This is a genomic window from Actinocrinis sp., assembly GCF_035650855.1.
Classification (GTDB): domain Bacteria; phylum Actinomycetota; class Actinomycetes; order Streptomycetales; family Catenulisporaceae; genus Actinocrinis.
Window position 1 is genome coordinate 22132 of the sequence record NZ_DASRGV010000086.1, and the last position, 14372, is coordinate 36503.

A 14372-nucleotide genomic window follows, 5' to 3' on the forward strand; every position below is an offset into this window, starting at 1 on the left:
AGCCCACGTTCTAAACTGCCGCTGGTCGACGCGGCGGGGTCCGATCCGAGTCGTACGATTGCGTCCGAGGAAACTGGGGAGACGACAGCCCATGTCGCAGCTGAACCGCCGGACTCTCTACGTTGTCCTCGGCTGGTTCGCGAGTCGGATCCCCCTCTACCTGATGACCACCGGTCACCTGTGGTCCTGGTACGGACGCAAGAGCATCGGCGACATCACGGTCTACCTGCGCTGGGTGGACGGCTCCCTCAAGCACGGCGCGCTGCCGGTGGGCGACAACAGCTGGCAGTACCCGCCGCTGGTCGGCCCGCTGCTGCTGTTGCCGAAGGTGCTGCCGGGAGCCGACTACCAGGGCGAGTTCGTCCGGTTGGCGTTCATCGCGGACGCGCTCGTGATCCTGGTGCTGCTGTGGACCGCGCGGCGGCGCGAGAGCTGGCTCGGCCCCTGGTTCTGGATCCTGAGCGTGCCGTTCCTCGGCCCCATCATCTACGGGCGCTTCGACGTCTTCTCCGCGATGCCCGTCGTCGCCGCGCTGGCGATTCTCGGCAAGGGCGTGCCGGTGCCGGGCGCCGCGGACGGCCGCAAGCAGCTCAACGGACGCCGCTGGATCGCCGGCTCGCTGGTCGGCATCGGCACCGCGATCAAGATCTGGCCGGGCCTGACCGTGTTCGGCCTTCCGCGCACCAAGCGCGGCTGGCAGACCATCGCCACCGCCGCGTTCGCCGCCATCGCCGTGACGCTGACGTGCATGTTCGCCTTCCGTAACGGCTCCTGGTTCCTGCACACCCAGGGCCACCGCGGCATCGAGATCGAGAGCATCTGGGCGGTGCCGTTCCTGCTGGCCAGGCGTGCGGGCGTCTGGCACGGCCGGATCCACGGCCACTACGGCTCGCTCGAAGTGCTCGGGACCGGCGCGGGCTTCGCCGGGAAGGTCGCGATCGCCTCCACGGTGCTGGTCTTCGCGCTGCTGGCCTGGTGGTGGTGGCGCAAGCAGTGGCGGCCGACGGTGGTCGCCGACGCGACGCTGGTCGCCACGCTGCTGATGATCGTCACCAGTCGGGTGATCAGCCCGCAGTACCTCATCTGGCTGCTGGCCACCGCGGCCTTCTGCCTGCTGTCGAAAGACACCTCGCAGCGGCGCAGCGCGCTGCTGATCCTGGTGTCGCTGCCGATCACGCAGTGGATCTTCCCGTACAACTTCACCTCGCTGATCCACTTCCACCTCAGCGCCATCCTGGCGGTCACCCTGCGCGACGCCCTGCTGCTGGCCGCCGCGGCGATCGGCTTCATCGACCTGTGGCGCGACACGGTGACCGGACCGTTCCTGCCGTGGCGCAACCGCACCGCGGCGCCGGTCTCGGACGCGTCCGCCGACGGTCCGGGGGCGACCGCAGGCGAGGCCGGAGAGGTCGGGGAAGTCGGGGAGAAGGAGCAGGAAGGGGCCGTCGCGCGCAAGGGGCAGGAGAGCGTCGCGGCGCAAGAGACCGAGGCCGCTCACGCCGTGAGCACCGCGGCACACCAGCCCGCGGGAACGGCAGAAGCTGCATCGGCTTGATCTAGCCGCTACGCTGCGCGCTGTGCCCCGCCGAGTCCTGGTGATCGACAGCGCCGACGCGCCCGATGAAGCGCGTGCCGCGCTGCGCAAGGGCTTCGACGCCGTCCGCGCCGAGTTCGCGCTGCCCGCCGAGTTCCCGCCCGAGGTCTTGGAAGACGCCGAACGCGCGGCGCGCGGCGTCCACGATCCGGAGCCCGGCCGGGCCGATCACACCGACCTCCCCCTGATCACCCTCGATCCGCCGGGATCGATGGACCTCGACCAGGCCATGTGGATCGAGCGGCGCGGCTCCGGCTTCCGGGTCTGGTACGCGATCGCCGACGTGGCCGCCTTCGTGCGCCCGGGCTCGCCGATCGATCTCGAGGCGCGGGCCCGGGTCGAGACGATCTACCTGCCGGACGGCCGGGTTCCGCTGCACCCGCCGGTGCTCTCCGAGGGCGCCGCCTCACTGCTGCCCGACCAGGACCGGCTCGCCGTGCTGTGGCAGATCGACCTGGATTCCTCCGGCGACATGACCTCGGTCGAGGCGCGGCGCGCGCTCGTGCGATCGCGGGCGCGGCTCGACTATCCCCAGATGCAGCGGGAACTGGACGCCGGGACCGCGCCCGAGGTGATGCGACTGCTGCGCGAGGTCGGCACGCTGCTGCGCGACCGCGAGGCGCTGCGCGGCGGCATCAGCCTTAACGCCCCGGTGCAGCAGGTGGTCGCGGACCAGGACGGCTGGCGGCTCGAGTACCGCGCGCCGCTGCCGGTCGAGGAGTGGAACGCGCAGATCTCGCTGCTCGCCGGGATCGCCGCGGCCGATCTCATGTTGTACGGCGAGGTCGGCGTGCTGCGGGTGCTGCCGGAACCCGGGGACGCGACCGTGGGCCGGCTGCGCCGCGCGGCCCGCGCCCTCAAGGTGCGCTGGCCGGACGGCGAGCCCTACGCCACGCTGATCCGGCGGATGGACCCGGCCCGGCCGCGGCATGCGGCTTTTCTCACCGAGGCCACCTCGCTGCTGCGCGGGGCCGGCTACGAGGTCTTCGACGGCCAGATTCCGCCGCGGCCGGTGCACGCGGCGCTGGCTACGCAGTACGCGCACGTTACCGCGCCGTTGCGGCGGCTGGTCGACCGCTTCGGCACCGAGATCTGCGTGAGCCTCTGCGCGGGCGGCGAGGTGCCGGACTGGGTGTGTGAGGCGCTGCCGGCGCTGCCCGAGCTCATGGACGCGGGCGACCGGCGGGCCAAGGCGGTCGAGCGCGCCTGCGTCGACCTGGCCGAGGCGGTGCTGCTGCGCGACCGGGTCGGCGAGGTGTTCGAGGGTGTGGTGCTGGACCTCAACGACCGCGTGGACTGGGATCGCAACGGCAAGCCGGACGCGGGCGTGGTGATGCTGCGCGAGCCCGCGGTGATAGCGCGGCTCGACGGTCACGACCTGCCGCAGGGCGCTGAGCTGCGGGTCCGGCTGGTCTCCGCGGACCCGGCGAGCCGGCGGGTGCTGTTCGACTGGATCGACGCGGTCTGAGTCGGCTAGGTGAGACCGCGCCGCGGTCGTATTCTGCCTGACAGCAGGTTCCGGCTCAGGTCGGCTAAGGGGGGCTCGCAGATGATCGAAACCGTCGTCATCGTGGCGATCGCGGCGATGGGGACGTCGTCGGTCGCGCGCACCGTGCGCGGAAGCATCAACGACCGGCGCAAGGCCAGGGAACGCGCGCTGCGCGGTCCCGAACCGGTATGCGGGTGCGGACATCACCTCTCGTTCCACGACGCGTCGACCGGACTGTGCCACGCCCAGGTCTCGGTGAAGGTGCCCAACGAGGCATCAGACGGCACGCACAAGGAATTGGTCACCTGCACCTGCCGTCGCTACATCGGCCCCGAACCGCTCGGCGGGTACTTCGCTCCGGAGATCACCGCCTGAGCGACGGCCTTCCTCGCCCGCGCGGGCGAGCGCCCGAGGGCGCGAAGAACGGGAAGTCGGCTGGTATTACAGTGGAAGGATGCTTGTCGAGGAACCGCTGTCCAGCCGTGCGATCGCAGCCGCGGACGAGCCCGCGCAGGAGCGGCTCGACCTGCCGACCGTGCTGGCGGCACTGGCCGATCCCGGGCGGCTGGCGATCGTGCGCGCCCTTGCCGCACAAGGCGAGGAATGCTGCAACAAGGTCGGCGAGCTGGCTGGGCTCACGGTCGGCAAGTCGACGCTCTCGCACCACATGAAGGTGTTGCGCGAATCAGGGGTCACCAGCACCCGCGCCCAGGGAACGCACCGGTACGTCTCGCTGCGGCGCGCGGAGCTCGACGAGGCGTTCCCGCAGCTGCTGGACGCGGTGCTCGGCCAGGTGGCTCCGCTCTGACTCGCACTGAGCGAAACCACCCGGCGTTAGCTCAGTCCGCGGTCAGCGGGCCGCGAACTGGTTGACCACCGGCAGAGCCTTGTCGCTGAAGTCGAAGGCCGCCTGGTTCTCCCAGCCGTCGCCGGAGGACGCGTTGGTCGGGTCCCAGCCGTTGCCCGCGACCACTGTCCAGGTGGGCTCCCAGTAGAACGCCCCGAGGCCGAGGCCGTTCGGCACCGCCTGCACGATCGAGAGCACGTCGCGGAAGTTCGCCGCCTGGCCCGCGGAGCTGGCCGCGTAGCCGGGGTCGAGGGTGGTGTTCGACGAGGTCACCGAGTTGGTCTCGGAGTCGCCGTTGGCCAGCGTCCACGGGTACGCGGTCTCGGCGACCATCACCGGCTTGCCGTACTTCGCGGCCAGGCCGTTGAGGTCGGTCTGCAGCACGTCGAGCCGACCGTGCCAGTAGTCGTAGTACGAGATGCCGATCACATCGAACGACACTCCGTCACTGATCGCCGTGCTGTACCAGCTCTCCAGCGTGGAGAGGCTGTCCGAGGCGGCCAGGTGCAGCACGATCTTCGCGGACGAATACGCCGCCCGCACCCCGGCCACGCCCTGCTTGAGCAGCGCGGCCAGCTGCGACCAGCTGGAGGTCGAGCCGTCCGGCCACAGCATGCCGGCGTTGATCTCGTTGCCGACCTGGACCATCGCCGGCGGCGTGCCCTGCGCGACCAGGTCGCCGACGACCTGCTTCGAGTAGGCGTACACCTGGCTCTCCAGCTGGCTGAGCGAGTCCGCGGACCAGGCCGCCGGGGTGGTCTGGTGACCGGGGTCGGCCCAGGTGTCGGAGTAGTGCAGATCCAGCAGGATCGGCAGGCCGTACGTGCTGTAGGCCTCCTTCGCCGAAGCCAGCAGCGTCGCCTCGTTGTTCATCCCGTCCTGCGGGTTGACCCAGACGCGCAGCCGGACGTAGTCCATGCCGCCGTTCTTGAGGATCTGCAAGGCGTTCTGCTTCGTGCCCGAGCTGTTGTAGTAGACCCCGCCGAGCTGCTCGCCGCGGTAGAGGCTGGAGGTGTCGCCGCCGCGGATCGCCACGGGCGCCGAACCGGCCGTGAACGTGACGTCGTCGTAGTTCGTCCACGCGTTCGCGGCGCTGCTCGAGTAGAGGTTGATGGTGCACTGGTTGTTGGACACGTACACGTAGTCCACGATGTGCAGCCAGTTGCCGTCCGAATCGACGGGTACGTATGTCGTCTTGGTCGAGCTACCGCAGCCGGACAGCGAGATGTAGTTCGAGCTGCCGGTGTCGTTCGAGCGCACGTAAACGCCGAGCGTGTAGTAGCCGTTCGTGATGTTGGTGATCGTCTGATACGTGTCGACCGCGTAGGCCGAGGACGACCAGTGCGCAAGGCGGTACGAACCCGAGTGCCCGCCGGACTCGGTGTAGTCGGCGGAGGTGGTTCCGCTACTCGACCAGCCGGTGGGCGATGCGACACCCGCTCCGTCGGCCTCGAAACCGGGATTGGCGACCGTCGGCGTGCTGGTGGTGGCGGAGGCCGGGAGCGCCACGAGCGGGGTCGCGGCGAGCGCGGCGGCGAGGGGAAGGGCGAGGCTGAGGGTGCGGCGGCGATGGCGGCTGCGGCGGGTGTCGCGCGGGCCGGACGGATGACGCGTCATTGCGACTCCTGAGATCGACAGGTGAGGGTGAACGATCCTGGCGCGTTGCGTTCTCACCCGGGGTCGGACGGCGGCCCTTCGTTCCGCGCGCCGTTTCGCTCCGCTAGGCTGGGAGCGCTCCCAATCCGGGCAGCAGCATTTGTAGCACCACAGTGCGGGCTATGTCGATGGACTACTGCGGATCCGCAGGTAAGAGGCTGGGAGCGTACCCAACTGCCACGGCGATGAGGGCGCCGAGCGCGGCCCACACGTAGGCGCTGCCGATCGCCTGCTCCCACCAGGCCCAGTGCATCTCCCGGTTCTCGGTCCCCGGGAACCACCACTGGGGGGAGGAGAGGAAGAGGATCAGACCGCCGCCGAAGAGGGCGAGCGCGGCGCGGTTGCGGGCCCGGTACGCCGCCAGCAGTCCGGTCAGCACGATGGGCGCCGCCCACACCCAGTGGTGCGACCAGGACACCGGGGAGAGCAGCAGCGTCGTGCAGGCGGTCAGGCTGAGCGCGAGCAGTTGACGGTTCGCGCGCGCCGCGCGGAAGACCGCCACGACGCCGACGATGCCGACCATCGTGGCCACCACGAGCCACACGTCGTGCTCTGCGTTACCGGTCAGATGAGTGCGGTACAGGAAGCCGTTGAGCGACTGGTTTCCGGCGAACACCAGCGGGCCGATCCGGCCGGTGTCGAACACCATCTTGGTCCAGTACTCGTGCGAGTCCTGCGGAGCGCACAACACGCCGAGGCCGGTGACGACGAAGAAAGACGCGATCGACGTGATCGCCGCGCGCCACTGCCTGCGGGCGACGAAGTAGAGCACGAAGATGGCCGGGGTCAGCTTGAGCGCCGCGGCCAGGCCCACCAGCGCGCCGCGCGGCCAGCCAACCGGCTTGCCCGCGGCCCGCCACCAGGTGGCCGGCGACAGGCAGTCGAACGCGACCAGCGCCATCAGGATGACATTGATCTGACCGTATGCCAGGTTCGTGCGCAGCGGCTCGAACAGCGCCGCGACCGGCAGCAGCAGCGCCGCCAGCCGCCAGGACCGGCCCGCGGCTGCGATCCCCGCGGTGCGCAGGAACAGCGCGATCACCGACAGCAGCAGGCCGAGCGTGATCGCGGTGATCAGGATGCCGGCCACCCGCGCGGGCACCATGGCCAGCGGCGACATCACGATGGCGGAGATCGGCGGGTAGGTGAAGCCGAGGTTGAGGCCGTTGCGGGTGAGTGGCAGCTGGCCGTAGAGGTCCTTGTTGTCGAGCCAGGCGCGCCCGCCGAGCCGGTAGACGTTCAGGTCGACCCGGTAGACGTCGAAGTTGAGCTTCCCCTTGCTGACGGTGATCAGCGAGACGGCGAACACGAGCAGCACAAGGGCGCACAGGGCGACTGTCCGTCCTCTGCCTTTGCCTTGCGACTGGCCGACCGGTTGCTGCTCTTCCTGCCGGCTCTCCCGCAATACCGCCACGCTGCGCGCCCCCATGGTCCCGACTAACCCCGCTTGTCCACGTGGTGCGATCAATGAGCGCGTCGATGCTATCTGAAGCGGTACGTCCCGTGGCGCGAAGGGGCGGGCCGTGGCGCCGGGCGCGGGCGCGGGAAAGCCGCTCGACCGAGGAAATGCTGAGGGAGTATCATTATTTTCGATTCGATTAGTTGAGCTAAGGAAACCGCTTGTCCGAGCCCAGCCCACGGCGACGCCAGCTCATCCTGGCGATCTGCTGCATGAGCCTGTTCATCGTCGCGATCGACAACACGATCGTGAACGTCGCGCTGCCGTCCATCCAGCACGACCTGCACGCCCCGGTCTCCGGCCTGCAGTGGATCATCGACGCCTACACCCTCGTCCTGGCCAGCCTGCTGATGCTGGCCGGCTCGACCGCGGACCGGCTCGGCCGGCGCCGGATCTTCCAGCTCGGCCTGGTGCTGTTCACCCTCGCCTCCGCGCTGTGCTCCGCCGCGCCGTCGCTCGGCTGGCTGGTCGCCTTCCGCGCGCTGCAGGCCGTCGGCGGCTCGATGCTCAACCCGGTGGCGATGTCGATCATCAGCAACACGTTCACCGACGCCAAGGAGCGGGCCCGCGCGATCGGCGTGTGGGGCGGCGTGGTCGGGCTGTCCATGGCGGCCGGCCCGGTGCTCGGCGGCCTGCTCGTGCAGGCGGTCGGCTGGCGGTCGGTCTTCTGGGTCAACATCCCGGTCGGCGTCGCGGCGCTGGTGCTCACCGCCCTGTTCGTGCCCGAGTCACGGGCGCAGCGCGGGCGCAGGCCCGACCCGATCGGCCAGATCCTCGTCATCGCGGTGCTCGCCGCCGTGACCTACGCGATCATCGAGGGCCCCGACCACCGTTGGACCTCGCCGCTGATCCTGGGCCTGTTCGCGTTCACCGCGGCCGGCGTGGCGGCGCTGGTGCGCTACGAGTCGAGGCGTGAGGAGCCGCTGATCGAGCTGCGCTTCTTCCGCTCGATACCGTTCAGCGGGGCCACCGTGATCGCCGTCTGCGCCTTCATCGCGCTGGCCGGCTTCCTCTTCATCAACACGCTCTACCTCCAGGACGTGCGGGGCTTCTCCGCGATGAAGGCCGGACTGATGACGCTGCCGATGGCCGCGATCACGGCAGTCTTCGCGCCGCTGTCCGGCCGCCTGGTCGCCGAGCGCGGCGCCCGCGGCCCGCTGCTCGCGTCAGGGATCTTCATCGGCGTGACGGGCCTGTTGTTCCTGTCCGTCACGAACACGACCTCGCTGCTCTACCTCGGCATCGTGTACGCGTTGTTCGGTTTCGGCTTCGGCGTGGTCAACGCGCCGATCACCAACACCGCGGTCTCAGGCATGCCGCGGGCGCAGTCGGGCGTCGCCGCCGCGGTCGCTTCGACGAGCCGTCAGGTCGGGCAGTCCCTCGGCGTCGCGCTGATCGGGACCGTGGCGGTCGCGCGCGTGCACGGCTCGATGCGCGAGGGCTTCAGCACGGCGAGCCACGTCGGCTGGGCGATCGTGGCCGGCTGCGGACTGGTCGTGGCGGTACTCGGCGTCCTGACCACGACCGCGCGGGCGAAGGCGAGTGCCGAACGCGCCGCGGCCCTGTTCCCGGCAAGCGAACGAGGAACCTCGGCGACCGGAAGCGGGACCCCTGCGGACGCGGCGCCCGCTGCGGATCAGCGCGCCGACAGTGCGCCGCGTGGCAGCAGCCGCACCAGGGGAACGGAGAACGAGCCGGTCACCGCCGAACCGGACACGGAACCAGAACCCGCCGTGTTCAGGACGGTGACGACCAGAACCGGTGCGGCCGCCCCTCCCGACACCGAGACGCGGTAGCTCTGCCCCGGCCGGCCGATCACGACCACCGGCGCGGTGACGCCCAGCGGCGTCTCGCTCGCCGTGCCGGTCCGGTGCAGTGATGCGACCTGGTTGCCGGGTACCGCGATCGTGGCGGCGGCGACGGTGCCCTGCGCGGCGGCGATCAGCTTCGATGCGATGCTCAGCGTGCGGTCGAGGAAAGCGTCGCCGGTGCCGAGCGGCTGGCCGAGCACGGCGCCGACGACGGTCTCGCTGCGGCCGCCGACCGTGACGGTGTCCGCGAACAGCAGGCAGCCGTGCGCCTGGTCGGTCGAGCCGGTCTTGATGCCGGTCACCCCGTTGCGGCCGACCAGCCGGTTGAAGTTGTAGATGGTGCCCTCGACCGGCACATTCGCGGACTGCTCGCCGACGATCGCGGCGAACGCGGCCGACTGCATCGCCGCCCGCCCGAGCGCGACCTGGTCGGTCGCGGTGGACACGGTGGACGGGTCGAGGCCGGAGGGGTCGGTGTAGGTCGTGTGCGACATGCCGAGCTTGCGTGCCGCCGCGTTCATGTCCGCCACGAACGCTGACACGGAGCCGGCGTCCCAGCGCGCCAGGATCTTCGCGATGTTGTCGGCCGAGGCGAGCATGAGCGCCTCCAGGGCGTCGCGCTCGCTGATCCGCTCTCCGGCGTACACCTTGATCAGCGACTGGCCCTGCTTCGACTCGACCGCGTACGCGGCGGCCTCGGCCGAGCTGACGGTGATGAGCGGTCCTGATTCACCCGCCGCGAGGGGATGGTGCGCGAGGACCAGGTACGCGGTCATCGTCTTGGTCACGCTGGCGATCGGTACCGGAGTGTTCACGCTCCCCGAGGTGCCGAGCGAGCCGTAGCCCTCCAGCTCGATCGCGGCTTGCCCGACGCTCGGCCACGGAATGGCCGGCACGCTGCCGGGGATGGTGAACGTGGTGGAAAGCTGCTGCGTGAGGCGCGGCGGGACGCGGTTACCGGGCTTGTGCCCCTTTCCCCCGATGAGGTCTGACGCGCCGCCGGACCCGGCCACATTCGCGATCGCCCAACCGGTCACGACGACGCAGAGCGCGATGACGAACGCGATGACCCGGATGCCGAGCGCGCGGTTGCGGTCGTACTCCGACGAGCTCGCACTGCCCGGTGAGCTGGTCCCGGACGGCGGCCCTTCCGCGGCGGGTACGGCAGAGTCCTGCTGTTCTTCCTTGTCGAGATTGATCTCGACGCCGACTTCCGCGGCCGCTTCGGATTCCGATTCTTCCGCGCGCTCCACGGCAGTGCTTTCCATCCGGTCGGGCCTCCACCTGTCGGGCCGGGCACGCGGTGTCCGTTCGGCGCCGCTCGATTGAACGCGGTCTCCTCCTGGACGCGCGGGCAACGGGCCTGGTTGCGGTGCGTCTCCGAGGACTTCCGCGCCAGGCCCGCTCGCTCGACTACTTCTACACGTTACGTCATCCGGACGCCATCTCCTTCGCGTGCGCGGCCAGCAGCTTCGCGAGTCCGCTGGTCGCGTTCGACGGGTCGTTGTCCCAGACCACCCGGTAGCCGTCGTAGTCCGGGTAGAACGAGCCGTCGTCGACGCGCGAGGTCAGCAGCCAGAACTGGTCGCCGGCGCCGCCGTTGTCGCGGACCGTGTCCACCCAGGTCTGATACCCGGCCTCGCGGGCCGCCTCGTCGGGCACGCCCTGGGACGCGTTGATCGAGAGGCCGAACTCCTCCAACACCAGCGGCTTGCCGATCGCCGCCGCGTCGGTCAGGTGCCGGGTTATCCACTCGGTGCCCCAGGCGACCGGGTCCGTGCCCGGCTTGCTGGACGGGTTCTCGCCCCAGCCCTCCGGATACAGGTGGATCGTCGTGTAGTCGACGTTCGGCAGGGCGGCCAGATCCTTCCAGCGCACGCCCTCGTAGTCGCCGTACGGGTAGTCCGTCGCGTTCGGGTCGCCGTAGAAGCCCTCGTCTCCCACCGCGACCAGCTGACGCGGCGCCAGCCGCTTGACGAACCGGCTCATTTCCGCGACCCAGCCGAGCAGCTTGGCGCCGGACTTGTCGCTGCGCGCCCGCGGCTCGTTGGCCAGCTCGAAGGTCATGATCGTCGGATCTTCGTTGTAGCGCAGGCCGGTGTACCGATTGCGGCGGGTGATCACGTGCTCGGCGTAGGACTTGTAGCAGTCCTTGATCGACTTCTCGGTGTAGAAGCGGTCGTGGTTGACCATCGAGCCGTACGAGTCGTCGGGCAGGTTGAGGAACCAGGTCACGTACTGACGCATGCCGCCGTAGTCGGGCCAGTTGTTGGTGAGCCCGAGTACCAGCCTGATGCCGAGCTGCCCGGCCTTGTAGACCGCGTAGTCGAGCGAATCGAAGGCCGCCTCGTCGTAGACGTAGGGCTGCGGTTGCAGCGGCGGGAAGCCGTTGCCGACGCCGTCGGCGAAGGCCCAGGCGCGCACGACGCGCAGCGACATCGCGGCGGCGTCGTCCAGCGCCGCGTCGATCATGTAGTGGGACTGCTGATGCAGGTAGTAGCAGTTGGTGCCGCCGAAGCGGAAGGCCGCGCCGTCGAGTTCGAACTTGCCGTCGCGCACCGCCACGAACGAGGTGGGGCGGCGGGGGAACGGGTTGCTCTTCGCGGTGGCTGCGGAGGCTTCGGCGGCGTGCGCGGCCGGGGCCACGGCGGCCGTGGCAGTCGCGGCGAGGGCCGCGGCGCCGCTGAGGCTGAGCACGGATCTGCGGGTCGGCCCGGACTTCGGCGCCGGCGCCGCGGGGTCGTTGGCGGGTGCGACGACCATGTCAGACCCTTTCAGAGAGGTGGCCGCGCGCCGGCGGCCACACGGCGGAGTCGTGCGGTATGGCCTTGAGGGTGCGACGAAATGCAAGCACTAAACCGGTTAAGTGTCAAGGAGGGCGAGGCGCTGTGACGCGGTAGGTGTGAAAGCGGCCGGTTACGCCCCGGGCGGCAGGAGGCGCAAGCCCGGCGTCGGGCCGTGTTCGATCAGCCGCCAGAGGGCGTCGGTGTCCACGTGCTCCGCCAGCGCGTCGGCGAGCCGGTCGTACTGCGCCTGCCGCGCCGCCGCGAAATCAGTGTCCGGATGCGGTGTGAACGAGCGGCCGGCCCGGTGCGCGGCCCATCGAAGAAAGGCCCTGCGATACTCGTCCGATTCGAGGGTCCCGTGCCACAGCGTGCCGAGCACGTTCCCTGACACGCAGCCGTCCAGCGCCCTGCCGTCGGCATCGGTGAACAGCGGCTCCGCGCCGTGCACCGAGACCAGGCCGTGGTGGATCTCGTAGCCCGTGACCACCGGCTCGCCGAGGCCGAATCCGGCCGGCCTGGCCAGGGTCTTGTCCGCCGCGAAATCGGTGGCCACCGGCAGCAGGCCGAGGCCCTCGACGCGGCCGGTGCGGCTTTCGACCGGATCGTCGATCGTCTTGCCGAGCATCTGGTAGCCGCCGCAGATCCCGAGCACCGTGCCGCCACGGGCCACTCGCACGGCCAGCGCCTCGGCGATGCCGCGCTCGCGCAGCCAGGTCAGATCACTGACGGTCGCCTTGGTGCCCGGCAGCACGACGAGGTCCGCTTCCGCGATGCCGCGCGGTCCGGTGGTGAAGGAGACCTCGACTCCCGGCTCCAGCATCAGCGCGTCGACGTCGGTGAAATTGGAGACGCGCGGCAATTGCACCACGGTGACGGACAGTGGCTCGCGGCCAAGCGGCTGCGCACGGCCGGTTGTCTGCGGGCGGCCGTCCAGGGTCAGCGAATCCTCGGCGTCGAGCCAGATGTCGCGCAGATACGGCAGCACGCCGAGCACCGGCCGGCCCGTGCGCCCCTCGATCATCCGCAGTCCCGGTTCCAGCAGCGCCGGATCGCCGCGGAACCGGTTGACCACGAAGCCTGAGATGAGGGCTTGGTCGGCGGCCTCCAGAAGCGCGACCGTGCCGTGGAACGCCGCGAACACCCCGCCGCGGTCGATGTCCCCGACGACGACGGTCGGCAGGTTGCGCGCCCGGGCCAGCCCGAGGTTCGCCAGATCGCCCTCGCGCAAATTGATCTCGGTGGGGGAGCCGGCGCCTTCGCAGACCACGACGTCGTAGCGTGACCGCAGATCGTCGAAGGAGTCGAGCACCGGTCCGAGCAGCTTCTTCTTCAAGCTCTGATACGACTGCGCGTTCGCTTCGGTCAGCGCCTTGCCGAGCACCACGACCTGGCTCGAACGATCGCCGCCCGGCTTGAGCAGGATCGGGTTCATGGCGGGCTCGGGTACCGCGCCCGCGGCTGCCGCCTGCATTGCCTGTGCCCGGCCGATTTCCGCGCCGGTGCCGGTCCGTGGATCGACGCAGACCGCTGAGTTGTTCGACATGTTCTGCGCCTTGAACGGCGCGACCCGCACGCCCTGCCGGGCCAGCCAGCGGCAGATCGCGGCGGTCAGCACGCTTTTTCCGGCGTCCGAGGTCGTGCCGGCGACCAGCAGCGCCCCGCCGCGTCCCCGACTGCCCGCCGTGCTCATCGCAGCCTTCTGCTACGCCGTGCCCCGGCTACCCGGATCGCGAGTGCACCGGCCGAGAGCCCGACGGCCGCCGCCGTGGAAACCGCGGCGGACAACCGGTTCGCGCGCGCGATGTCGAAGCCGCGGGGGCTGCGGCCGACCCCGAGGTAGGGCCGGTGTTCGATCCCTGACGTGTAGCTGTTGGTCCCGCCGAGCCGCAGGCCGAGCGCGCCCGCCGCCGCGGCTTCGCACTGGCCCGCGTTCGGGCTCGGGTGCTTTCCTCCGTCGTGCCGCAGCGTGCGCCACGCCTCCAGGCGCGAACCGCCGACAGTCGGCGCGAGGACCGCGGTCAGCGCGCCGGTCAGCCTGGCCGGCGCCAGGTTCAGCGCGTCATCCAGCCGAGCCGAAGCCCAGCCGAAGCGCTCGTAGCGCTCCGAGCGATGCCCGACCATCGCGTCCAGCGTGTTCGCCGCGCGGTAAGCCAGCAGCCCGGGCACGCCCGCGACCGCGCCCCAGAACAGCGGGGCGACAACCGCGTCCGAGGTGTTCTCCGCTACGGATTCCACCACCGCCCGGGCGATCTCCCGCTCGTCCAACCCGCGCGGGTCGCGGCCGCACAGCCGGGGCAGCCGCTCGCGCGCTCCGTCCAGATCCCCGGCTTCGAGCAGATCGCCGATCGCGGTGGCCTCCCGGCGCAGCGAGGCCGCGCCGATCACGCTCCACGTCGCCGTGGCCATCGTCGCGATCGCGGTCAGCGGCCGTCCGCGCGAACCGCGCGTCGCCGCGTAGCCGAGTGCGGCCGATCCGCCCACGCAGGCGGCGGTGAACAGCGCCCCGCGGGCCCGGGAGTCCTGGTAGCAGCGGTGCTCCAGCGCGTTCGCTGCTCGACCGAACGCTGCCACGGGATGGCCGCGGCTCGGATCGGCGACCAGCGCGTCCGCGGCGTAACCCGCGGCCAGGCCGAGCGCCCAGGCGGCCCCGGAAGATCTTGTGCGCACGTCCAGCACCCTACCGTTAGGCGTGAATCACGCGGGGCGCGACAATAGCCGGATGCGCGAGGA

Annotated in this window: 10 protein-coding genes and 1 pseudogene; 5 read left to right on the plus strand and 6 right to left on the minus strand. The window is 70.5% G+C overall.

The genetic code is table 11. The features are described from left to right. Positions 1 to 91 precede the first annotated feature (91 nt). The 4 genes from VFB40_RS07080 to VFB40_RS07095 all read left to right on the plus strand — a co-directional run bounded on the left by VFB40_RS07080 (position 92) and on the right by VFB40_RS07095 (position 3891). Positions 92 to 1555, plus strand: a complete 1464-nt coding sequence (locus VFB40_RS07080; protein ID WP_324848488.1) for a glycosyltransferase 87 family protein — start codon at positions 92 to 94, stop codon at positions 1553 to 1555. Positions 1556 to 1577: 22 nt separating this feature from the next. Continuing rightward, complete coding sequence (locus tag VFB40_RS07085; RefSeq protein WP_324848489.1) at positions 1578 to 3062, plus strand: RNB domain-containing ribonuclease; 1485 nt, start codon at positions 1578 to 1580, stop codon at positions 3060 to 3062. 81 nt (positions 3063 to 3143) lie between these two features. Further along, complete coding sequence (locus tag VFB40_RS07090; protein ID WP_324848490.1) at positions 3144 to 3458, plus strand: hypothetical protein; 315 nt, start codon at positions 3144 to 3146, stop codon at positions 3456 to 3458. Between the two features lie 79 nt (positions 3459 to 3537). Further along, entirely contained in the window at positions 3538 to 3891 is a 354-nt protein-coding gene (locus VFB40_RS07095; RefSeq protein ID WP_324848491.1) for an ArsR/SmtB family transcription factor, read from the plus strand. A 42-nt stretch (positions 3892 to 3933) separates the two neighbouring features. On the opposite strand, the gene VFB40_RS07100 is transcribed toward VFB40_RS07095, so the two are convergent. After that, positions 3934 to 5547, minus strand: coding sequence for a glycoside hydrolase family 53 protein (locus VFB40_RS07100; protein WP_324848492.1), 1614 nt, complete (start codon positions 5545 to 5547; stop codon positions 3934 to 3936). A 172-nt stretch (positions 5548 to 5719) separates the two neighbouring features. Then, positions 5720 to 7015, minus strand: coding sequence for a glycosyltransferase 87 family protein (locus tag VFB40_RS07105; RefSeq protein ID WP_324848493.1), 1296 nt, complete (start codon positions 7013 to 7015; stop codon positions 5720 to 5722). 191 nt (positions 7016 to 7206) lie between these two features. Here VFB40_RS07105 and VFB40_RS07110 point away from each other — a divergent pair, with 191 nt between their 5' ends. Beyond that, a complete protein-coding gene (locus VFB40_RS07110) occupies positions 7207 to 8841 on the plus strand; it encodes an MFS transporter (protein ID WP_324848494.1) in 1635 nt (544 codons plus the stop codon). Between the two features lie 242 nt (positions 8842 to 9083). Here VFB40_RS07110 and VFB40_RS07115 read toward each other — a convergent pair. The 4 genes and pseudogenes from VFB40_RS07115 to VFB40_RS07130 all read right to left on the minus strand — a co-directional run. Further along, positions 9084 to 10124 (minus strand): annotated as a pseudogene (locus VFB40_RS07115) (D-alanyl-D-alanine carboxypeptidase family protein); the annotation flags it as partial. A 163-nt stretch (positions 10125 to 10287) separates the two neighbouring features. Beyond that, positions 10288 to 11619: a glycoside hydrolase family 5 protein gene (locus tag VFB40_RS07120; protein ID WP_324848495.1), complete on the minus strand. Its 1332-nt coding sequence runs from the start codon at positions 11617 to 11619 to the stop codon at positions 10288 to 10290. A gap of 153 nt (positions 11620 to 11772) precedes the next feature. Beyond that, complete coding sequence (locus tag VFB40_RS07125; protein ID WP_324848496.1) at positions 11773 to 13332, minus strand: cobyric acid synthase; 1560 nt, start codon at positions 13330 to 13332, stop codon at positions 11773 to 11775. Further along, a complete protein-coding gene (locus VFB40_RS07130; protein ID WP_324848497.1) occupies positions 13329 to 14309 on the minus strand; it encodes a cobalamin biosynthesis protein in 981 nt (326 codons plus the stop codon). Before VFB40_RS07130 ends, VFB40_RS07125 begins: the two co-directional genes overlap by 4 nt. Between the last annotated feature and the right edge of the window lie 63 nt (positions 14310 to 14372).